This window comes from Alloscardovia criceti DSM 17774, assembly GCF_000376885.1.
Classification (GTDB): domain Bacteria; phylum Actinomycetota; class Actinomycetes; order Actinomycetales; family Bifidobacteriaceae; genus Alloscardovia; species Alloscardovia criceti.
In genome coordinates this window covers 26,939-49,504 of sequence record NZ_AQXR01000005.1, presented here as the reverse complement: position 1 = coordinate 49,504, position 22,566 = coordinate 26,939, and the positions used below count along the sequence as shown (strand labels likewise).

Genomic DNA, 22,566 nt, shown 5'->3' with positions numbered 1-22,566 from the left:
TAAGTGCCAATATGCTTTGAAATCCTTAATTTATATAGGGTTTCGTGTTGTTGTTATGGGTAGATGTATGTAGAAGAAATGCTCAGCAATTTGTAGTCATGGTTTGTTTGAAAATGTTGGGTATATCTTCTTCTCCTTCAGAAGGGGTGTATGTCATGGATGAAACAGACATCTGTGTCTGAAGTTATCCACCCAATATCATTGTAGAATGTTTGCGCAACCATAGCAACATAACACATGAAATGTTAATTTTGTTAACTTATATGAAGTCATGACTACTGAAATTATTATGAGATTTTTAGAGAATTCAAAAGTAAAGTTCTGATAAAAAAGAAGGTGATACATAAGGCATCACCTTCTCATATACGTTCACGCTTGAGCGCAGGTTCAGTGCAGATTTAGCATAGTTTTACTTTTTTACAAACACATACTTACTCAGACGTTGCATTGCCTCCTCGAGTAGACTCTTCGGTAAAGCAAGATTGACGCGGATGGAATTCTTTGCGTGGAACATTTCGCCATCTTGCCACGCCACACCCACATCCCAGCCGCGCTGCTCGATTTCCTGGATGCTTACGCCATGCTTTTCGCACCATTGAGTGCAATCCAGCAGAAGCATATACGTGCCTTCAGGCTTGAAAAGACTAACTTCAGGGAAATTCTTCGTGATGTAATTGTAGGCGTAGTTCACATTTTCGCTGAGTGTATCCAAAAGCTGCTCAAGCCATTCTCGTCCAGTCTCAGAGTATGCGCCGATAAGTGAATGCATGGAGAGCACATTCATTTCATTGTAATGTGATTTTGATGACTGTGCTACGACGCGGTCTTGCAGATATGAGTTATAAATAATGTGGTAACTATTGACCAGCCCAGCCAAATTGAAGGTCTTTGTTGGTGCATACAAAGCAATTGTGCGATTGCGAGCATCATCGCTCACCGACTGCGTTGGGATATGCTTGTGATTATTGATGAGGATATCTGACCAGATTTCATCGGAAATAACAATGCAATCATTATTCTTGTAAACCTGCATTGCACGTTCAAGTTCCTCACGTTCCCACACGCGACCAGAAGGATTATGAGGACTACAAAATACTGCCACATGTATGTGGTTTTCCTTCAATTGGCGATCCATATCTTCATAATCCATACGCCACACGCCATTTTCATCGAGTACAAGTGGCGAATGCGCTATATGATAACCGCCGTTTTCGATGGCATGAGTAAAGCCGATGTATGTAGGACTGTGCAAAAGCACGCCATCGCCAGGGGATGCAAAAGCGTTTAATGCAGACATTAATCCACCTAAAACGCTGTTTTCGTAGCCAATATGCGAAGATTTCAAATCTTTCACGCCGTTTTGTATGCGATGCCAGTCGATAATCGCTTTGTAATACTCATCTGTCGGAGTAAAATAGCCAAAAGCGCGATGATGGGAACGTTCAATAATTGCCTCGGTAATGCTTGGAGCGGTAGGGAAATTCATATCTGCTACCCACATTGGTATCAGACTAAATCCGTCCTTTGGAGCCGTTGGGCGTATGTCTGGAGTCGATCCGGGTCCATCCACTGCAAGCGCATCTTTTCCGTGACGATCCATGATGCTGGTGAAATCGTACTGCATTGGTATACTCCTTAATTCTTTTGGCTACGTATGTGTGCTTCTAGTGTTTCTGTGCCTTCAAATTTCAAAAAGCATCGCCCAGATTCATTTTTTACTTTCCATAAAAACACAGAAAAATTCTTTAGCTTTCATATTTCACGATAGTCTAGTATTACAAAAATTGTTTGTAAGGGGAGTAAATATGTCCGTTTTTTATCAACCACTTGCAGCTGTAGATCCAGATATTGCTTCCGTGCTCGATGCTGAGCTTGTAAGGCAGCAGACATATTTGGAAATGATCGCATCAGAAAATTTTGTACCGCAGTCTGTGCTTCAGGCGATGGGTTCTGTGCTGACCAATAAATACGCTGAAGGATACCCGGGACGTCGCTATTACGGAGGCTGTCAGGAAGTGGACAAGGTGGAAAGCTTGGCAATTGAGCGTGCCAAAAAGCTTTTCGCAGCTGCATATGCCAATGTTCAACCACATTCCGGTGCTCAAGCAAATGCTGCTGTGTACCATGCTTTTGTCAAACCAGGTGACACGGTAATGGGTCTGGAACTTGCGCATGGTGGTCATTTAACGCACGGCATGAAAATTAATTTTTCCGGCAAAATCTACAATGCGGTGTCCTATGGTCTCGATCCTGAAACGCATCGCATCAATATGGATTTGGTGCGCGAGCGTGCGTTGGAAACGCGTCCACGCATGATTATTGCCGGGTGGTCGGCCTATCCTCGACAGCTGGACTTCGAAGCTTTCCGTTCGATTGCCGACGAAGTCGGAGCTGTCCTATGGACGGATATGTCTCATTTTGCAGGTTTGGTGGCCGCGGGGCTCCATCCGAACCCGGTGCCGTATTCGGATGTTGTCTCCACGACCATCCACAAAACCTTGGGTGGTCCGCGTTCGGGCATGTTGCTGTCGCGCAATGCGGATTATGCGAAAAAACTGAATTCTGCCGTTTTCCCAGGTCAGCAAGGCGGCCCGCTCATGCATACTATTGCTGCGAAAGCTGTAGCCTTCAAGATTGCAGCAAGCACGGAATTTAAAGAACGCCAGCAGCGAACCATAGAAGGTGCTGCGATTTTGGCGGAACGTTTAAACGCTCAGGATGTGGCTGAAAGCGGTATCAGCTTGGTAACAGGCGGCACGGATGTGCATTTGGTACTCGTAGACCTTCGCAATAGCGCGTTGGACGGTAAGCAGGCGGAAGACTTGCTCGATCAGGTGGGTATTACGGTAAATCGCAATGCCGTGCCCTGGGATCCACGCCCACCACAGGTCACCTCCGGTTTGCGCATCGGCACGCCTGCGCTGGCTACGCGAGAATTTGGCGATAAGGAATTCCGCGAAGTGGCTGATATTATTGCCACTACGTTGCGTGACGGATTGTCTGCGGATGTCCCAGCATTGCGCGCTCGCGTGGCTAAGCTGGCTGAGGACTTCCCCCTGTATGAGGGTTTAGATCAGACGCATTAACGTGAGTTTCACCTGAATGAAGGTGTGTGTGCAACAAAAAATCGCACAAAAGCGTGAGGGCTCAGCCGGCTCTCGCGCTTTTTCATTTTCCATGTGCTGAGATTGATTCTGAGAAAATCTGTGTGTAGCCGAAGTGTGCCGACATGTGGAAAACCCGAGATTTCGCTCTTCTTTGACCTGCTATAAGTTACGCGTATATCGATTTTGAAGTTCTTCAGTTATTTGCCCACTAGCGTCCCATAGAATCGGAAACATCAGTAAAAACGCCACTTATTCGAGGAGAATCATGACTACTATTCGCACAACGCATGTAGGTTCATTGCCACGCACCGATACCTTGCTGAAAGCTAATGCCGATTTTGCTGCGGGGGAGCTGAGCGAAGACCAGCTGTCCGCCATCGTGGAGCAGGAAACCGACCAAGTCGTTGCCAAGCAAAAGGAAATTGGCATCGACATCGTCAACGACGGCGAATACGGTCATGCTATGACAGAGAAGGTTGATTATGGTGCGTGGTGGAGCTACTCCTTCCAGCGATTCAGCGGTTTGGAAGTCCTCGACCACGTCCCAGAGCACAAGCCAACGCCGGAAGGCAAGCTCGAATTAGACAGCTTTGCAGACCGTCGTGACTGGGTAAAGTTTGCAGATGCATACAGTGACCCAACCTCTGGCATCCACCTCGCGAACGGTCAAAGCGTAGTCTTCCCAACCATTACCGGCGAAGTCACGTACACCGGACAGGCCATCGTTCAGCGTGATATCAACTCGTTGAAGTCGGCATTGGAGAAGGTGGGAAAGCCGGTAAGCGACGGCTTCATCGCCAGCGTTTCCCCGGCCTCCGCAGCTCGTGTGGGCAATCAGTATTACGACAATGATGAAGAGTCCGTGTGGGCCTGGGCAAAGGCATTGCGTGAGGAATACAAGACCATCACCGATGCAGGTCTGACAGTTCAGATTGATGCGCCTGATTTAACTGAGTCCTGGGATCAGTTCAAGGTTGAGCCAGATTTGGATGATTACCGCGAGTTCTCCCGCGCGCGCATCGAGGCCTTAAATTATGCGCTGGAGGGTATCGATCCTGCCCAAGTGCGTTATCACGTGTGCTGGGGTTCTTGGCATGGTCCTCATTCCACTGATTTGGAATTCAAGAATATCGTGGATTTGGCTCTGTCTGTGCATGCAAATGGTCTGACTTTTGAGGCCGCAAATGCGCGTCACGAGCATGAATGGAAGATTTGGAAGGACATTGAACTTCCTGCAGAAAAATACCTCATCCCAGGCGTAGTCACTCATTCCACCAACATCGTGGAGCATCCTGAACTCGTCGCCGAGCGCATCGAACGCTTCACCTCCATCGTAGGTGCTGATCGCGTGGTGGCTTCCACCGACTGTGGTTTAGGCGGACGTATTCATGCGCACATCGCCTGGGCTAAGCTGGAAACCTTGGCTAAGGGAGCACGGATTGCTTCCGAACATCTGTCTTAGACTTGAGTTCGAGGATATCTATAACTGAATAGGCGATTTTCTTGGTATTGGAGAAGGCTTGATAGAACGTGCTCGCTCATTGATGACAATGGGGAGGAGACGTTTTATTAGGCCTTTTTGAATTGCCTAGGAAAAAGAAAAAATGTGTGCCCCCCGTGGGACTCGAACCCACAACCCACGACTTAAAAGGACGCTGCTCTAACCATTGAGCCAGAGGGGCAACTTTTGAAATAATAGCATAATCGGTGACGCCTGCCAAATTATGACACGGGAAAAGTGGTAAAACCTACCGATTCTGTACATCCTCAGCAAACGAAGAAAATAAAAGAAACGCCGAACCGCGAAAGCGCCAGTCGGCGCGAAGGCCGCTCGCAGCGGCAAAAAATGAAGCCCGGGGCTTAAGCACGGTTCAGCGCGACTATTATCTTACCGTGATAAGGATGAAATGCACAAGCTAGCGAGGCGCAATTCTTCTGCAAGTGAATGAAAATTTCGCACAACGTCCGTACGTACTAAACACGGCCTAATACAGCTCGCCGTTTCTCCACAGATTTGCGCCAGCCGCGAAGTCCTGAGCCGTGCTGAGTAAATGCTTGGCATTCTTAATCACGGCATCGCGCTGACTGCCTTGAGGAAGCTTCTTCGCGCGTTCCGCTAAAGCCTTTGCCACCACATGGCAGAAGCTAGAAGAGCGTTCCAAAGCTACGGCAAAGTCCCCAGTAAACGCACCGGAAAGAATGGAATCCGCAGTAAGCGCAATATCGCTGGCGTCTGGGGAGCTGTTTATCCCCGTAATCGCGCTCGCCGCAGTCGGAGGGAAGTCGCCCTCGCGCCACAGCACAGCAAGCGACTGCTGATTGCGATGCATCCACGTGCGCATGGTATACAGACGCCACAAAATGCCCGGCAAAGACTGCGCATCGCTACTGGACCACAGTTCGGCAATGGGTTCAATGCCCTCGCTATCCACTACCGTAATAACGCGTTGGACGATGTCCGGATTTTGCGTGTGATGTACACGGTCGAGTAAAGAAGCCGCTGTCGTGTGTGCGAGTTCACGCAAGGCCTGTGGGTCCGCACCGCCAGCCATATGGTCGAGCAGTGCTTGGTCGAGTTGCATAGGGCGTGAAAAACGCGCTGAACCGGAACGATGCGCAGCAAAAGACGAGCCCGCATGAGAAATGCCATGAGAATTAGAAGACAATGGGTTTCACCTTCGTGACGTGCCGAATAGAACATAAACGACTGGTGTTTTCATACAGTGCACCACGTGTAGGCACTATAGTAATCGCTACCGCCTCAGCATAATCCAAAGCTTTCTTAGCGCTTAATTCCTGCTTAATGCGATGAGCTACGGCTCGATTATCGGCCAATTCCGCCAAGATTTCTGCAGCATGACGTAGCTGTGACTTGGTGGCGATCACGGCCGCACGACTGCGTGGCTTGGACACGAGAAATTCCATAACTTCGGCAAGATTTTCAGACATCGCCAAGGTATCCGGGTCCGTATCAGAAATGACCTCTGCATTGGTAGTCTTAGCACTTTGACGATGCAGTGCAACAGCCGCAGGCGCTGGAGCGGCAAAAATCATCGTATGCACGCCGCTGGCTTGCTGCCAAGGGCGTGCTGTTTCCCTACAAGCCTTATTATCGCTGGTATAAACACGTTCCGGAGCGTAGCAGCTGAGCTCTGCGGTTAATGCCTGTGCTTGCGCTGCGCCCAACGGTGTGAGCGGACGCTGCTGGGGATCCTTCGCCCATAAACTCTTTGGCATGGCTTTAGCATTTCGGGCCAATATCAAAGTCGAGGCTTGAGATTCGCCCGACTGAATGTGCAAAAGAAAATCACGGATAATATCCTTGTCATCCTCACGCGTCAGCTGTGAGATGGCCTCGTGTGCACTAATCCACCGGATATTATCTATTTCCTCAGGAGTGAAATGCACGAGTTCGCCAAAGCTAGCCGTGCGCGCATGACGCTGATCATCCGGCAGTGGATATGCCATCCAGTAATGCACTTTCTTGTGCATCAATTCTTGGGTTTGAGCAGCCTGCGACTGGGCCAACTGCTGAGCGGGCTGTTCGCTTCCAATTTCGTCACTGACATTGAGATGCTCGGGCAGGGGAGCATCCGAGTTATCCGGGCCTAAAACATAGGACACGGAGTGCAGGGGTGACTGCAAAATCGCTTGAACGCCCGACTCTTCTGCAGTTTCACGCACGGCGGCATGTGCTAATGACTCGTGAGCGCGAAGTTTTCCTTTCGGCAAACTCCAATCGTCATACCGAGGCCGATGAATTATGCACAGGCGTAACTCACCAGACTCGGTAAAACGGTAGAGTACAGAACCGGCTGCTTGTATGACATTTTTACTCATGCGAATCGTTTCATTCAAAGTGCTCAATAAAAGCGAGATGGATCAGCTGAGAAAAATTCACGATGGGTTGCTCAAAAGTTGCCCATCGTGAATTTTTCGTAAGCTCTAAAAATTTGTACTTAAAAGTACTGTTCTTTAATTTTTCCGACGTGAATGTCGAGCAATGAGGAGGGACTGGCTATCCTGCAATGGCTTGCCTTCTTCATCAAATGCGTGACGTTCGTAGGAACCATCTGGCAGCATATGCCACGAGCTGGTGGAATCAGACATCTGCAAATCGATGTAATCCAAAAGATCTTGAATCTGACGAGCATCGGTAATGCGTACCAATGCTTCAACGCGCCTGTCAAGATTGCGATGCATCAAATCAGCAGAGCCAATCCACACCTCTGGGCCGCTCATTGGGCCTTCACCAATCTGTGGGCCTTGAGAGTTTGCAAAGGCAAAGATGCGGCTGTGCTCAAGGAATCGACCCAAGATGGAACGCACGCGAATATTGTCACTCAAACCTGGCACACCGGGCTTGAGGGCGCAGATTCCACGCTCTACGATGTCAATCTTCACACCCGCTTGGCTTGCACGGTACAAAGCGTCAATGCACTTTTCATCAACCAAAGAATTCACCTTGATCTTAATCCATGCCTCTTGACCGTTGCGTGCGGCTTGTTCTTCACGCTGAATGCGTTCAATTAAGCCCGTGCGAATGGTGCGAGGAGCTACGAGCAAGCGGTGGAAGCTGGACTTTGGCGCATAACCCGAAAGCTGATTAAACAGACGTGTCAAATCCTGACCTACCACAGGGTCGCAGGTGAGCAAGCCCATATCCGTGTAGAGTCGTGCGGTCTTTGGATTGTAATTACCCGTACCGATGTGGCAGTAGCGGCGCAAACCATCACTTTCGTTGCGTACTACCATAGACAGCTTGGAGTGAGTCTTGAGGCCGACGATGCCGTACACCACGTGCACACCCGCGCGCTCCAGCTTACGAGCCCAAGCAATATTCGCCTCTTCATCGAATCGAGCCTTAATCTCGACCAAGGCAAGTACCTGCTTGCCCGCATGTGCAGCATCAATCAAAGCATCGATAATTGGAGAGTTTCCAGATGTGCGATACAAGGTTTGCTTGATAGCCAAAACCTTAGGATCGTTTGCAGCCTGTTCCAAGAATGCCTGCACAGACGTGGAGAAGGAATCATATGGATGGTGCAAAAGAATATCATTTTCACGAATTGCAGCGAAAATATCCTGCGCACTACTGGACTCCACCTCGGCAATTTGACGGTTTGTGGTTGGGATGAAGGACTTGTACTTCAGCTCAGGGCGGTCAATGCCATGGAGCTCAAACAAACAGGTCAAATCCAGTGGAGCTGGAAGACGATACACTTCAGAATCATCCACGCCCAGCTGTGTACTCAACACCTTGCTCAAGTAAGGGCTTGTCACATCCGAAAGCTCCAAACGAATTGGAGGTCCGAAACGGCGACGCAAAAGCTCTCGCTCCATAGCGTTCAGCAAGTTTTCTGCATCATCCTCTTCCACATCGATATCTTCGTTACGGGTCAGGCGGAATGCGCGTGCTTCCTTAATGGTCATACCTGGGAACAGTGTCTCAATATGGCTAAGAATCAGGTTTTCCAAGGTGATAAAGCCGAAACGACGTGTCGTATTTTCAGCTACCGGAGTGGTGCTCTCGCTAGGATCGTCCACAGACAGCAAACGTGGCATATTGTCAGGAATCTTCACACGAGCAAAGTGAGTTTTACCACTTACGGCGTTTTCCACGAGAACGGCGAGATTCAACGATTTACCGGAAATATAAGGGAATGGGTGAGCAGGATCCACGGCCAATGGCGTCAGCACAGGGAAAATATAACGACGATAGGTCTTCGTCAAACGCTCCTGCTCAGCTGGAGTTAAATCAGCCCACTTCAGCAAAATAATGTTTTCTTTAGCTAGAGCAGGTAGCAAATTATCGCGGAGGTAGCGTGCATGCTCATCTTGCAAGCGATGTGCTTCTTCGGATAATTCACGCAGTTGTTGGCGTGCACTCATACCGCTTGCACTGGGTACAGCAATTCCTGAGTTGATGCGTCGTTTCAGACCAGCAACTCGCACCATAAAGAATTCATCCAGATTACTTGCAAAAATTGCCTCGAAATTGGTGCGTTCCAATAGAGGCAATGTAGAGTCTTGAGCAAGTTCGAATACACGTTGATTGAACTTAAGCCAGCTTAATTCACGATCGTAGAAACGATTGGCAGGAAGAGGCTGATAATCTGCGGTAAGGGCGGAATACTTGTCTTCTTTTTCGGTTTCAGCAATATGCTCAGCAATTTGATTGCGCAAGATTTGCTTACTGGGTCCGGTAAATTGTTGTGCCATACCTCTAGTTTAAGGGCATCCGCGACTTTTATGTGTGCGCAAATGTTAGGTCTTTGCGTTTTCTTCTTAGGTTGTGGAAAAACACCTGAGTAAATTTTAAAAAGTATGAATAAAAACAAAATGGGATGTCTGAAATAATGATGCTGAATGGTGGTGAAAAAAATGTTTTCGCTTTTCCGTAATTTCATGATGTTTGGACAAGAATTCGGATCCGGATAAAGGCGTAAAAGCAATTAAAAAGCCGGCTCCGAAGAGCCGGCTTACCAAGTCACTAAGTGGAATCTCTGCACAACATCATTGTTCTGGCGGTAAAAGTCTCATCCATCCGCCCAACCTCATTCAGCCTATCAGTTGCTGTTACTCGTGTGGGCTTCCACTCTTTAGTTTTCCTTGGTACTTATTATTATCCTCGGTTCTGGTGGATATATCAAATAAAAACGCCGAAAAATGCCGAAAAATTGGGAATCTTCACAATTGATCACTTGGTTGAGAAAATGCTCGTAAGCATAAAGTTTTAATCCCTTCTTTTTGATTGAATTAACCAAAAAATGTTCGATTTTGTTAGTTTTGCTGTTGAGGTGCGTGTTGCACGGCGTTTTTCCACATCTGCTAACAGGTCACGTCCCGTTGGATTTCGCAGTTCGTAGAACCCACAGTGGATGCATGGAGAATTTTCACAACAGGCAAGGCAGCTCAGATTTCCGCACGAGTACGTCACCAGACAATACGCACAACGAGGTGCGTGCTTACAACGCCGAGCAGATAAATCCTGTACCCTCTCGGGATGGGTATCACAGCACTTCCCGTGTTTTTGCTGTGTTTGGAGCGAGTGGGGGATGCACAGCCAGTTCTTTTGCCTTGTATCTGGCGCAAAGCTGTGCGGAGAATCTTCAAAAAGTCTGTGTGGTGGATTGTGACTTCTTCAGGGGAGGTATCGATATCCTCGCGGGATGCGAAGAGACGGAAGGTCTGCGTTGGCATAATATTCAAGCTCCTTTGGGCATGGTGGATTCTACTGATTTTGGCGAAGAGCTGGTTGCCTGCGAGAATTTTCGGCTTCTACCATGGCATGTGTGGCGCTCGGAGGCGAAAAAATGGTGGGAAATTAAGGCCATTTTTGAGGCGCTACTAGAAAACTTCGAAGTGGTCATTTGCGATTGTGGGCAGGGCATGGACTCAGATATAGCACGTGCATGGAGTGCAATAAGCCAGTTGGTGTGCATTCAGCCGATAATTATTTCGCCATTGACTACTCTGTCCCTTGTGCGTGCGCATCAGGTGGTAGAGGCTCTGAACTCAGGCGAGACGTCTCAGACTCGTCCTGCAGGCTGGAGATGGGATGATCCAGTGCTTTTTGTGGCGCCTCGCAAATCTTCTCGTTTGCTTTCAAAGGGTGCGGCACTCAGTGCGTATCAGGCGGAGGAGTATTTAGGCTCGCGGATATTTGGGCAGATTCCTTATATCCGGCAAGCACCGGTCTACGAGCAGAGAGGTTGGGGGATGGTAAAGCTTCCGAGATCCTTCGATTCTCAGCTCCAAGCCTTTGTCCATGAATATGGCGTCTGTAGGCAGGAACATCGTACACGCACAGTCCGAGCCGATTCGATTACACCAATCGTGCCTAGTGAAACTGTGCACGCGTGGTCTGAAGGCTGAGGTCATGATGAGAAATCTTCTGGGGCCCTTATCTGACATAGTGCAAAATCCTTTGGTGACGGATATTGCGGTAACAAGCAATGGGCGCATATGGGCGGATTACGGCAATGGCATGGTAGAAAAGACACTGGAATCCGGCAGCCTAACGGCTCCCATGGTGCGAGATTTTGCCATTCAACTGTGCGCTAGCTTGGGCAAGCGGCTTGATGATGCGTGCCCTATTGCCGATGCCTCCTCGCCAGAGGGCTTGCGCGTGCATGCTGTGCTTTCGCCCATCGTATCGCGTGGGGCGTCGATTTCTATACGATTGCCTCATCATCATTTGGCAACACTGGATGAGCTGGCAAAGCGGCGCATGTTTCCGCAGGAGTGGAAACCTCTCTTAGAAGCCATCGTTGCATCGAAACAGTCGGTTCTTATTTGTGGCGGAACAGGCACGGGCAAAACAACGCTTGTCAAAGCGCTTCTAGCAGCTGTGCCGGCGAGCGAGCGCGTGGTGCTGGTCGAAGAAATTCGAGAGCTGGAGCACAACGTGCATCACAATAGCGAGTCACTGGTGGTTAGAGAATCCAATGTGGAGGGCGCGGGCGAAATTACTTTGAGTGATTTGATCCGCGCAACGGTGCGCATGAGGCCGGACCGCATTGTTTTGGGTGAATGCCGCGGAGAGGAAGTTGCAGATCTTATGCGAGCGCTCAATTCGGGGCATAAGGGCAGCATCGCCACCGTTCATGCGGATAGTATCGAGCGAGTGCCGGCAAGGATTTGTGCTTTAGGATTGCTTGCAGGGATTGATATTCCGGCCATGTCCATGCTGGCGGCTGGTGCTTTCGATGTGGTTTTGCATGTGGAACGCACTGAAAAGAGCCGGCATATTGCTCAAATCGGCACCCTTAGTGTGGATTCGAATGGTCGTCTGCAGGGACAGGTTCTTACGCGGTGGGATGGGCACGGGGAAGCGCAGTATGCGGACGGATTTATGACATGGTATGAGAGTTTTCGTCAGGGACTAGCACAGTACCATCCTTCGCCATCAGAGATTCAGACTTTTTCGAATGATAATGATACGGAGGAGATAAGCGATAGCACTATTGAATTTGCGCGCGTGGTACAAGGAGGTACGCATGGCATTCATGGAGTATGAAAGACTACGGCAGATGAATCAACGTGCTGTGTACAGTTTTTTGAAAGATTTTACGCCCGTGGAGCTCGTGGTTGGTTTGATTTCTGCGCTGAAATCAGGATTATCGCTGCATTCCGCGCTCGCGATGGTGGGGAAAAAGCGTGTACAGACTTCTGTTTTAGATACCTACGCAATCCGTTCCCTCGTCAGACGTCGAGTGCGTGATACGTCCTTTCATAAAGAAGCTCTGCGCACAAGGTTTATTTCCGAACTGTACGCTGTGTGCAAGCTCAGCGAAATTGCGGGATGCTCTGCCGTGCATTGCCTAGAAATCCTTAATGAGGATATGAAACGCACTCAGGAGCGAGAAAGCCGTAAAAATGATGCTACCGCAATAGCGCGCATGACTATCAAAATCTTGCTGGGTCTGCCCTTGCTCGTGCTCTCAATCGGAGGGATAACTGGATCAGACTCTCTGCAATTTCTGTTTTCTACTCCAGTGGGTGTGGGTTGTCTTACGAGCTCAGGAATGCTCTATATAGTAGGCACCCTGTGGGCGCAGAGCTTGCTGAGAAAGTTCGAACATCAGTCTGCGCCCTGTGCAGCACAGATTGCGCACAGTACGAGTATGCGCTCGTAAAGGTGTGCAGCGATGAAACAGAGAATACAGAGAATCCTAGAATCTCGAGAGGTTATGACCGGCCTCGATGGTGAAACCTCGGCAGGTTATAATGCCGAGCTCATCCTAGAAATGCTTGAGGTTACACTCCAGCAAGGTGCGTCGCTGCCGCGGGCTTTGTGGATGGTAGGACAGGTGTTGGGCGATGCGCACGGTGCTATTCTCATGGATATTGGCACACGGCTCATGTTTGGGCAAGACTGGGACAAAGTCTGGAAAGCGCATCTAGCGGTTCATCCAAGATTACCTGTGCTCGGGATTATTCATAAGATATTAGAGCCTTCATATAAAAGAGGTGTATCGCCGCAGCTACGCATTGAGCATGCTATCGAGCAGTTGAAGGATGAACAAAATCAAGCTTTGCTGCGAGCCTCCCATGAGTTGTCTATCAAAATTCTGCTTCCGTTAGGACTCTGTTTTTTACCAGGCTTTATCATCCTGACCGTTGTGCCTCTCCTCTCGTCTTGGTTTTCCTTGTCTTAGCAGGGTTCTGCGATGTGCGACACGGTTATCCACATCCGTTCACATCGTCTGTTCAATACTTCGAGATGGATTGATGTACCTGAGAATTATGGATATGGACTCCATGACGAGTGAGATGTCCATATCCACATACCACCCCGCTATCTGTTAAAGGAAAAACTATGAAAGACAAGATAAACGAATTGATAATTAAAGCTAGCAGTGATTGCACAGGTTTAGTGCGCAAAGGATTAGAAGAGTTAAACACCAGCGACGAAGGCATGGCTACAGCAGAGTATGCCATCGTGCTTGTAGCTGCCACAAGTTTTGCTGGAGTGTTGGTGGCTTTGTTCAAATCGGATGCAGTGCGTTCTATCGTAACGAATCTTATAACCGATGCTCTCTCTATTGTTTAGCAAACTGACTGCACAGGTGACTCGATGCCTGCATCGCTCGGATGCAGGCACGGTTACCGCAGAATTCGCTATAGTCTTTCCGACCGTGGTGGCTGTGGCTATGCTGCTCATCAGTTTAGTGAGAGTTGTCATAGTTCAATTGGACTGTCATGATGCGGCTCGGCAAGCTGCTTATGTGGCCATTATGTCTGACCAAGCAGGTCAGCCTATCTCTGAATCGGTCATCGAAGCAGAAAAAACGGTGAAAAAGCTGGTTGGAAACAGCAGCTCTGTAAGTATGGAATGGTCTGATGAGGAATTCGTGGTAACTACGAGCTGCCCTGTACTCAGTGCAGGAAATTATCACGTGCCACTTGTGATGCAAGGACAAGCAAAGGGGATCAGGTATGTGCACAGCGAAGACTGATGAAGGCTCAGGAACGGTTTTAGGTGTCTCTCTGGTAGCGATCTGTGGTGCACTCGCGTTTCTCGTTGCATGCACTGGAAGTTATCTCGTGTGCGCGTCCACTGCGCAGTCCGTTGCCCAGAGAATTTCATTTGAATTGGCCTTTGAACTGCAACTTTCCGAACTCGAAAATAAGCAAATTTCAGATACCCAGATTTGCTCACAAGCGCAGATGTCTGCCGACGAATCATCATTCATTATCGAAGATTGCAGAGTAATGGATCGATCGGTTCAGGTAAGTATTCGTGGATTTCCCTCCATGAATTTTCTGCCTCAGCCGGTTTCATCCGCGCGTGCAGGACCGCGTGAATGTCTCGCAAAAAAGATTGGTGCCTTGACATTAATGCCAAGGCACCAATCTTTGCAAAGCAACACGCATCGTCTATCTGTGGAGATGAAGGAGACGTCAATGCCGATTAGTACGAACCAGATCCTCTAATTACCGCTACAACGGTTTTAATAAGAATGGCTATGTCGCCTGTAACCGACCAATTCTCTACGTAGGATACGTCCAAACGCTCAGAATCTTCCTGCGACAGGTCGCTTCTGCCAGATATCTGCCACAGACCAGTGATTCCTGGCTTTACAAGCAATCTCGTGGAATAGAGTGAGCCATACTCATCTACTTCGTATTGCTGTTGTGGACGAGGTCCTACAAGACTCATATCACCCTTAAGCACGTTGAAGAATTGAGGGAATTCATCCAGTGAAGTTTTGCGAATGAATTTACCAAACGGAGTAATTCTTGGATCGTCCTTGGCTTTAAAGAGGATTCCATGCGAAACGCCCATTTTGCCGGCGAGGGATTCGTCTTGTTTATCAGCATTGGCCCTCATGGAGCGGAATTTATATATTGTAAAAGGCTTTCCATATCTACCGATGCGCTGTTGCTTGTAAATTGCAGGGCCGCCGTCCTCCAGCTTAATGCGTAGAGCCCCATAAGCCATGACTGGAGTGCTTAGGATAAGAGCCAAAGTTGACAACACTATGTCAAAGAAGCGTTTGATCAGTGCTGTCAAGGTGCTGTACTGCGGCAGGCTCGCCAAAATAATAGGCATCGTAGACGTTGAGCGAGTTCGTAACCGTGCACCACTGACATTTGCAATATTCTTTGCGATTGTGAAATCGGCACAAAGTAACATTTCCTCACGCTGAGTGATGCAGCATGAGGAAGGGGCCGAATCCTGTTTAAAGGCTATGGAGTAGTGCTTGATTCAGCACTAGGAGCACGCTTAGTCATTTCGATGCGGCGTATTGGAAACTAAGAAAAACGAGATAGGAATGTCCGATATAACAATTGCGGTTGCACCTCACAAACAATAATCTATGCCAGAAGGATTAATGTATTTGCCGTTGTACGTCGGTAAGGCACTTCATCCTGACATTAATCTTGGCGAGAATTATCAAAGCGATGATACAGGAAACAATATTTCGGCCAAGAATGCGTACTATTCGGAATTAACAGCGCTTTACTGGCTTTGGAAAAATAACGATTCTGCATATAAGGGGATAGTTCATTATCGCCGTCTTCTGGGATCAAAACAACTGAAAAATAGAATGTCCCGTGACCCGTATCAAAGGGTAATTCAAGAGCCAGAATTATCAGAAATACTAAGCCAACATGATATTGTACTGGCTAAGAAACGTAATTATTACATCGAATCGATTTATAGTCACTATGCGCACACATTCCATAGCGAACGGTTTGACACCTGCAGGGAAGTGTTGATTGATCTAGCTCCTCAATACGTTGAAGCTTGGGATAGGCTTATGCATAGCAGAAATGCTCATGTTTTTAATATGTTTGTCATGAGGCAGAAAAAGTTCGATGAATATTGTGCGTGGCTGTTTCCAATCCTTTTCGAGTTGGAAAAAACTGAGCCCTGAAAAATATGGCGATGCTTTTCAAGCACGTTATTTAGGTCGAGTCAGTGAACGATTATTGGATCCTTGGCTGGAGACGAACAATTATTCATATACTGAGGTTCCCGTAGTAAGTCCGGAACCAGTCAATTGGTGGAAAAAGGGAATAGGATTTTTGTCAGCAAAAATTGGCGTCAATAAATATGATAAGAGCTTCTAAATATTCTGTAGCTCTGTGAGAGAATATGGGATTATAGACACTTGATGTGTGGAAGCATTTAAATCAATCTGGAAAACTCGTTCATATCACAGGCGACAAGCTTCAAGTGGTGCAGGGTGCTCTTTACAGTTTGTGAAAGAACTTATTCAGGTTCGTCGTGACAACTCTATTCGTATCAGGTTTTTATGCCCGGGGATAAGTAATCGCGGTGGTAGTGATTTTCTCATTCAAACCAATGCCCGTGTGAATCCTTAAATGTATGAATTATGAAACACTATCAGTTTGATAGTGGAAGATGCAGATGATCGATTCCGTGGAATATCGAGACGCATGTTGTGCAGTATTGTATGCGTATAACGACAATGTCGAATGATAAAAATGGTTATAGGAATGTGTCCCAAGAAATCGGTAGCCTAGAGCCATGGCATTAGCATTGTATCGACGTTACAGACCAGACACATTTGATGGAGTTGTAGGGCAAGATCATGTGACAAAACCCTTGTCTCGAGCGCTCGATGAGGGCAAATTAACGCATGCCTATCTCTTCTCAGGTCCCCGAGGTTGTGGAAAAACATCATCCGCACGCATTCTTGCACGGTGCATTAACTGTGTAAAAGGACCGACTTCGCACCCGTGTGGCGTGTGTGATAGCTGCAGAGATCTCGCTACGAATGGTCCGGGATCTATTGACGTGGTGGAAATCGATGCGGCAAGCCATGGAAGCGTGGATGATGCGCGCGAACTGCGTGAACGCGCAGAGTTTGCCCCGGCGCGTGACCGTTACAAGATTTTTATCTTGGACGAAGCGCACATGGTAACAGGCAGCGCCTTTAATGCCTTGCTCAAAACGGTGGAGGAACCGCCGGAGCATGTCATGTTTATTTTTGCTACCACGGAACCGGATAAGGTCATTGGAACGATTCGTTCGCGTACGCATCATTACCCGTTTAGGCTTGTGCCGTCGGAAATTATGCAACCGTATTTGGAGGATATTTGCGCTAAAGAAGGCATAAGTTTGGAGCCAGGTGTATTGCGCTTGGCTATGCGCGCGGGCAGTGGATCTATGCGCGATACGCTGTCCGTGCTCGATCAACTGATGGTGGGGGCTACAGATGGGCTAATCACGTATGAGGATTCTGTGGCTTTGCTTGGTTTTACACCGGATCATTTAATTAGCGAGGCTATAGACGCTGTTATTGCCCGCGATGGTGCGGCTCTGTATACAGTTGTGGAAAAGGTGGTAACAGGAGGATTTGACCCACGTAAATTCGTGGAGGATTTGCTTGCTTATGTGAGAGATCTTCTTGTGCTGTCCATTGCAGGACATCAAGCAGAATCGGCGCTGAGCTCGGGGCAATCGGCTCAGACGATGGAGGATATGCAGCGTCAGGCTAACGAGCTGAATATTCGTACGCTTAATAGCATGGCTGAGCATATCAACGATTCGCTTGAATCGATGAGTGGTACTATGCCAGCGCGTATGCGTCTTGAATTGCTGGCTGCGCAGCTCCTAGTACCTCAGGAAAGTGTGATTTCTACTGCTTCCGAAAACGGGGAATCCCGAGGTATCGCATCGTCACGTGCTACCGCCCGAGGCAATGCCAGCTTGTCTCCACGCGCTCAAGCACGTCAAACGGCTACGCAGTCCACGCCGGAGACTACGCCTCCTCAGCAGCCTGTGGCGTCACAAACTGCTCATTCGGCTCAGATTGCGCCGGTTTCCAGCACGCAGCCACCGGTCGAGGAGGAACAAGCGCGCGGTGATGTCGTAAAGCAGAGCACAAGCATGGAATCTCCGGCTCAAATGAAATCTCCAACAGTACACGAGCACGCCACACAGGCGCCGGATGCTCAAAAGGTGTGGAATGTCGTCGTTTCCTCACTGCCAGAGAAGATTCGTGTCGTGGTTAATGCTGAGCATATTCCCCATGTAGAGTTTCAAATACGGGCGGGGCGACGTTTAATGATTCTTACGTTTGCTCAGCCATTAAGCCAGCACGCCTTTGGACTTGCCGTATCCAGCGAGCCGGTGAATGGGGAAACATCCTTGCAACGTATCTTAGATTCGCGCTTGCAGGAGGAGTTGGGTGAGCCAATTCGAGTAGCCCCAGCTCCACGCACAGCAGATGGTCAAACGGTGACGCCGATGAGAGATCTCAATCCTGCTCAGCGTGCACAAGTCAAAGCACAGGTGGCTCAGATGGCAGCACAAAATGCTTTGTCACAAGTCAACGCATTAATGGCGTCTCATGGTCAGGCGCATGGGCAGCAGAGTCACACCTCAGTTGCTTCTGATCAGAAAAGCACGCAGGATGATACGGAGAGTGACGGGCGCGGCTCAGTAAATGAGTCCGCTCGTGATACGCCAGAAGAAGATGCGCAGAATATCAGCGAATTTGATCCGTGGGCTCAGCAGACGCCATCGCGCTCGCAGCCACACGCAACCTCCCACCAGATGCAGAACGAAAACTCTTCATCAGCAGCGGAGGAAACAGAAAATCCAGCATCCGTGCACAGCCCAGAGCAGCCTCACTCTGCCCACTCATCCACGGATGATAACTACGATCCGTGGGCTCAACCGGAGGTCCAGCATGAGTATGGGCAGCTGGATGGGGTAGTGCTCAGCACGACAGTAGCAACGCCTACGGAGCCTGCCCAGCAACAAGCCGCACCAGCTCTCAAGACTGAAACAAGCAATCCTGCCGAAAATGCGCAGCGTCCATCCGCTGTCGACAATCCAGTTTCGCAGGCTACACGAGAGAATACTAACGCTCCTCTTCGCTCTGAAGAGGAAAACCAGCCAAAGGTAAATGCGGAAGAGGATAATTATTCTCTGCAGGACGCGCAGCTGGGCTCGAGTCAGACCATGAGCGTAGAGGACATCGAAAAAATGTTTAATGCCAAGAAAGTCGTGGAATTTAGCGCGGATGACGAAAAGAATCCTCTGAACGAGAGCTAAAAACGAATAGGCATAAATCCGTCCCAAAGCGGGCATACGCATACCCGAACCACACAGACCACCCGGGCAGAGAGAGCCTACACAGAGCCAGACACAGAGCTGAGGAGATACACCTTGCCAATAACATATGATGGAGCCATTCAAACGCTCATCGATGATTTTGCGAAGCTTCCAGGCATTGGGCCGAAGGGAGCGCAGCGTATTGCATTCTATCTGCTGTCCACCGACGAATCCGAAGCTCAGGCACTCGCTCAAGCCATTATTGACATGCGCGAGCGCGTGCGATTTTGCGATATTTGCGGAAACGTATGCGAAAGCAGCCCTTGTCCTATTTGCCGAGATCCGCGCCGGGACCGAACTACCATTTGTGTGGTTCAGGAGCCAAAGGATGTACTGAGCATCGAAAGAACCCACGAATATCGTGGTCTCTACCACGTGCTGGGCGGTGCCATCAATCCTATGGCCAATATTTCCCCGCAAGATCTCAATATTGCTTCTTTAGTACGTCGCATGCAGGAAGCCGAAAAAGATGAATATGCGCAAAGCATTGAAGAAGTCATTTTGGCTTTAAATCCGGATATCGAGGGTGAAGCTACGACGACGTATCTCAGTCGCCTGCTCGAACCGGTTGGCATTCGCATTACACGCCTGGCCAGCGGATTGCCGGTCGGCGGAGATCTGGAGTATGCAGATGAAATTACGCTTGGTCGTGCATTATCCGGTCGCCAAGCGGTCAATGAATAGTCAATCTTCTCAAAATGCACAAGCGGCCGAAGAATTCACAGAGATCGTAGACATAAATTGCGCCTATCTCACGCATTGATTGATACCCCTGTGGAAATCAATGGACTTGCGTAAGATAAGGAAAATACGTAACAGGTTCAATCAGATTGGGTTGCTGTGGCTCTTATTGTTCAAAAATATGGCGGTTCGTCCGTCGCGGATGCCGAGTCGATCAAACGCGTTGCGCGTCGTATTATCGATACACAAAAAAAGGGAAATGATGTAGCTGTGGTTGTGTCTGCAATGGGCGATACCACTGACGAACTCATCGATCAAGCCCTGAGTATCGATTCAAATCCTTCGGCCCGTGAAATGGATATGCTAATGACCGCGGGAGAACGCATTTCCATGTCTTTGCTGGCTATGGCCATTCAAGCCCAAGGTGAGAAGGCTCATTCCTTTACAGGATCTCAAGCGGGCTTTATGACCGATGCTCAGTATGGTGCAGCTCATATCCGTGCCGTCAAGCCTGAACGCGTAAAGGCGGCCATCAACAACGGCGAAATTGCCATCGTCGCGGGCTTCCAAGGCGTCAATACCGTGGGCGATGCCACTACTTTGGGTAGAGGCGGCTCCGACACATCCGCCGTCGCGCTCGCCGTAGCTTTAGGCGCCGATGTCTGCGAAATTTACACGGACGTCGATGGCGTCTTTACAGCTGATCCGCGCATTGTTCCAACCGCACAACGCATCGACTCCATCACATACGATGCAATTTTGGAAATGGCAGCAAGCGGTTCCAAAGTCTTAGCGCTGCGTTGCGTCGAGTACGCACGCCGTTTCAGCATGCCTTTGCACGTGCGCAGCTCATTCTCACGCCGTAAGGGCACAATTGTGCTCAGCCCACAAGCCGATTTAGAGTCCATTCCTAACCGCGATTAATCTAAGGAGATCTCATGGCAGACACATCAATTGGTGATATTTTCCCAGACATGACTGGACCTGAGGCTCCTATCATTTCTGGAGTGGCTCATGACAGCAGCGAAGCAATGGTGACCTTGCGTGGCATTCCAGATATTCCAGGACGCGTAACCGCCGTGTTTACGGGTTTTGCTGAAGCTGGTATCAACATCGATATTATCGTTCAGGCCTTGGCTGCTACCGATTCCGAGCACAGTGTGGCGGATATTTCTATTACATTCCCAGAATCGCAGCTGCGCAAGGTTCAGGCATATGTGGAAGAGCACAAAGAGCAGCTCGGATACAAAACAGCCGATGTCAATACTCAAATTGGCAAGATTTCTCTCGTGGGCGTAGGTATGAAAACGCATTCGGGCATTACCGCACGTTTCTTCCAAGCGCTTTCAGATGAGTCTATAAATGTGCTCATGATTTCAACATCAGAAATTCGTATTTCTGCAGTCGTTCCATTAGAAAACCTCAATACTGCGGTACGTAGTGTACACACAGCATTCGGTTTGGATGCTAGTACTGTAGAAGCAGTCGTTTATGGAGGAACAGGTCGCTAAAATGGTACAGATTAACGAAAAAGGCGTAAATTTAGCCGTTCTTGGAGCCACCGGTCAGGTAGGTATGGTGATGCGCTCCATTCTTGCTGAGCGTGATTTTCCTATTAAGGACTTGCGTTTTATGGCTTCCGCACGCTCTGCCGGTCAGGTGCTCAATTTTGAGGGACACGATATCACCGTCGAGGATGTGGCTCAGGCGGATTTGAGCGGCATTGACATCGCTATCTTCTCTGCGGGTGGCGGCACGTCTAAGGTGTGGGCTCCACGTTTTGCTGAGGCCGGCGCGTATGTGGTCGACAATTCCTCGCAGTGGCGCATGCATGACGATGTGCCATTGGTGGTAGCAGAGGTTAATCCTGAAGACCTCAATGATGTGCCAAGCCATATTATTGCAAATCCAAACTGCACCACCATGGCTGCTATGCCAGCGGTGAAGGCTTTGCATGAGAACTTTGGATTGACTCGTTTGGTGGCATCCTCCTATCAGGCAGTGGCTGGAGCAGGTCGCGATGGCGTACTGCAGCTGATGAATGAAGCTCAGACGGCACTCGATCAGGGTGCGGATAAGCTCGTCTTTGATGGTGAGTCTATTGATTTCCCAGAGCCGACGAAGGTTGTGAAGACGATTGCCTTTAACGCCGTGCCATTCATTGGCGCCATCGTGGATGACGGTAGTGAAGAAACGGATGAAGAGCAAAAGTGGCGCAATGAAAGCCGCAAGATTCTTCATATTCCAGGTCTGCGGGCAGCCTGCACGTGCGTGCGCATTGGTGTTTTTACGGCGCACGGTATGAGCGTCCAAGCAGAATTTGATAAGGATGTCACCCCAGACATGGCTCGCGAGGTGCTGAGTCAGGCGCCAGGCGTACAGCTCATGGACGTTCCAACGCCGCTCGATGCAGCAGGCAAGGATCCAAGTTTTGTGGGTCGCATCAGGCAGGACCAGTCTGTAGAAGGCAAGAAGGGCCTAAGCTTCTTCATCGCTAACGACAATCTGCGCAAGGGTGCTGCGCTCAATGCCATCGAAATTGCAGAAGTGCTCGTATCCAAGCATTTCGCGGATCGCATCTAAGAGACGGCATATAGCATCGTTTCAACAACGTTTCACATAGCCATGAAGGCTGCATTATAGCCAGCCTTCATGAAACGTCAGCGACCTACC

The 22,566-nt window shown here is 49.1% G+C and carries 19 protein-coding genes, 1 tRNA gene and 1 pseudogene; 15 read left to right on the top strand and 6 right to left on the bottom strand.

Features of this window, described 5'->3' with window-relative positions:
* Positions 1-409: 409 nt before the first annotated feature.
* Positions 410-1,624, bottom strand: a complete 1,215-nt coding sequence (locus D570_RS0100385; protein WP_018142429.1) for a MalY/PatB family protein — start codon at positions 1,622-1,624, stop codon at positions 410-412.
* Positions 1,625-1,805: 181 nt separating this feature from the next.
* Here D570_RS0100385 and glyA point away from each other — a divergent pair, with 181 nt between their 5' ends.
* Complete coding sequence (glyA, locus tag D570_RS0100380; RefSeq protein ID WP_018142428.1) at positions 1,806-3,086, top strand: serine hydroxymethyltransferase; 1,281 nt, start codon at positions 1,806-1,808, stop codon at positions 3,084-3,086.
* 286 nt (positions 3,087-3,372) lie between these two features.
* Positions 3,373-4,569, top strand: coding sequence for a cobalamin-independent methionine synthase II family protein (locus D570_RS0100375; protein ID WP_018142427.1), 1,197 nt, complete (start codon positions 3,373-3,375; stop codon positions 4,567-4,569).
* A 147-nt stretch (positions 4,570-4,716) separates the two neighbouring features.
* Here the strand turns inward: D570_RS0100375 and D570_RS0100370 are convergent.
* The 4 genes from D570_RS0100370 to D570_RS0100355 all read right to left on the bottom strand — a co-directional run bounded on the left by D570_RS0100370 (position 4,717) and on the right by D570_RS0100355 (position 9,329).
* Positions 4,717-4,789, bottom strand: a tRNA-Lys gene (locus tag D570_RS0100370).
* Positions 4,790-5,092: 303 nt separating this feature from the next.
* The gene (locus tag D570_RS0100365; RefSeq protein ID WP_018142426.1) at positions 5,093-5,773 is read right to left on the bottom strand and encodes a hypothetical protein; all 681 of its coding nucleotides are present in this window, start codon (positions 5,771-5,773) and stop codon (positions 5,093-5,095) included.
* Entirely contained in the window at positions 5,763-6,965 is a 1,203-nt protein-coding gene (locus D570_RS0100360; protein ID WP_169331200.1) for an NUDIX domain-containing protein, read from the bottom strand. Before D570_RS0100360 ends, D570_RS0100365 begins: the two co-directional genes overlap by 11 nt.
* Positions 6,966-7,082: 117 nt before the next feature.
* The gene (locus tag D570_RS0100355; protein WP_018142424.1) at positions 7,083-9,329 is read right to left on the bottom strand and encodes an RNA degradosome polyphosphate kinase; all 2,247 of its coding nucleotides are present in this window, start codon (positions 9,327-9,329) and stop codon (positions 7,083-7,085) included.
* Between the two features lie 663 nt (positions 9,330-9,992).
* Between D570_RS0100355 and D570_RS08935 the strand changes: the two genes are divergently transcribed.
* The 7 genes from D570_RS08935 (at position 9,993) to D570_RS0100320 (ending at position 14,549) form a co-directional block, all read left to right on the top strand.
* Entirely contained in the window at positions 9,993-10,985 is a 993-nt protein-coding gene (locus tag D570_RS08935) for a hypothetical protein (RefSeq protein ID WP_018142423.1), read from the top strand.
* 4 nt (positions 10,986-10,989) lie between these two features.
* Positions 10,990-12,129 carry a CpaF family protein gene (locus D570_RS0100345; protein WP_051067161.1) on the top strand — a complete coding sequence of 380 codons (1,140 nt, stop codon included), beginning with the start codon at positions 10,990-10,992 and terminating at the stop codon, positions 12,127-12,129.
* The gene (locus tag D570_RS0100340) at positions 12,110-12,748 is read left to right on the top strand and encodes a hypothetical protein (RefSeq protein ID WP_018142421.1); all 639 of its coding nucleotides are present in this window, start codon (positions 12,110-12,112) and stop codon (positions 12,746-12,748) included. Before D570_RS0100345 ends, D570_RS0100340 begins: the two co-directional genes overlap by 20 nt.
* Before the next feature lie 12 nt (positions 12,749-12,760).
* Positions 12,761-13,270 (top strand): hypothetical protein, encoded by a 510-nt coding sequence (locus D570_RS08000; RefSeq protein WP_018142420.1) that lies wholly within the window; start codon positions 12,761-12,763, stop codon positions 13,268-13,270.
* 161 nt (positions 13,271-13,431) lie between these two features.
* Positions 13,432-13,665, top strand: a complete 234-nt coding sequence (locus tag D570_RS0100330) for a DUF4244 domain-containing protein (RefSeq protein ID WP_018142419.1) — start codon at positions 13,432-13,434, stop codon at positions 13,663-13,665.
* Entirely contained in the window at positions 13,646-14,071 is a 426-nt protein-coding gene (locus D570_RS08930; RefSeq protein WP_018142418.1) for a TadE family protein, read from the top strand. Before D570_RS0100330 ends, D570_RS08930 begins: the two co-directional genes overlap by 20 nt.
* Positions 14,052-14,549 carry a flp pilus-assembly TadE/G-like family protein gene (locus D570_RS0100320; protein ID WP_018142417.1) on the top strand — a complete coding sequence of 166 codons (498 nt, stop codon included), beginning with the start codon at positions 14,052-14,054 and terminating at the stop codon, positions 14,547-14,549. Before D570_RS08930 ends, D570_RS0100320 begins: the two co-directional genes overlap by 20 nt.
* Here the strand turns inward: D570_RS0100320 and D570_RS07990 are convergent.
* Positions 14,527-15,237, bottom strand: a pseudogene (locus D570_RS07990) (sugar transferase); the annotation flags it as partial. The gene D570_RS0100320 and the pseudogene D570_RS07990 overlap by 23 nt on opposite strands.
* A 199-nt stretch (positions 15,238-15,436) precedes the next feature.
* Between D570_RS07990 and D570_RS08830 the strand changes: the two are divergent.
* The 6 genes from D570_RS08830 to D570_RS0100285 all read left to right on the top strand — a co-directional run bounded on the left by D570_RS08830 (position 15,437) and on the right by D570_RS0100285 (position 22,476).
* Complete coding sequence (locus D570_RS08830; RefSeq protein ID WP_245531833.1) at positions 15,437-15,997, top strand: DUF4422 domain-containing protein; 561 nt, start codon at positions 15,437-15,439, stop codon at positions 15,995-15,997.
* Between the two features lie 617 nt (positions 15,998-16,614).
* Positions 16,615-19,152 carry a DNA polymerase III subunit gamma/tau gene (gene dnaX, locus D570_RS0100305; RefSeq protein ID WP_026181726.1) on the top strand — a complete coding sequence of 846 codons (2,538 nt, stop codon included), beginning with the start codon at positions 16,615-16,617 and terminating at the stop codon, positions 19,150-19,152.
* Positions 19,153-19,266: 114 nt separating this feature from the next.
* Complete coding sequence (gene recR / locus D570_RS0100300; protein ID WP_018142413.1) at positions 19,267-19,896, top strand: recombination mediator RecR; 630 nt, start codon at positions 19,267-19,269, stop codon at positions 19,894-19,896.
* 156 nt (positions 19,897-20,052) lie between these two features.
* The gene (locus D570_RS0100295; RefSeq protein ID WP_018142412.1) at positions 20,053-20,817 is read left to right on the top strand and encodes an aspartate kinase; all 765 of its coding nucleotides are present in this window, start codon (positions 20,053-20,055) and stop codon (positions 20,815-20,817) included.
* A 14-nt stretch (positions 20,818-20,831) separates the two neighbouring features.
* A complete protein-coding gene (locus D570_RS0100290; protein WP_018142411.1) occupies positions 20,832-21,404 on the top strand; it encodes an ACT domain-containing protein in 573 nt (190 codons plus the stop codon).
* Position 21,405: 1 nt separating this feature from the next.
* Positions 21,406-22,476, top strand: a complete 1,071-nt coding sequence (locus tag D570_RS0100285) for an aspartate-semialdehyde dehydrogenase (RefSeq protein ID WP_026181725.1) — start codon at positions 21,406-21,408, stop codon at positions 22,474-22,476.
* The last annotated feature ends 90 nt before the right edge of the window (positions 22,477-22,566 follow it).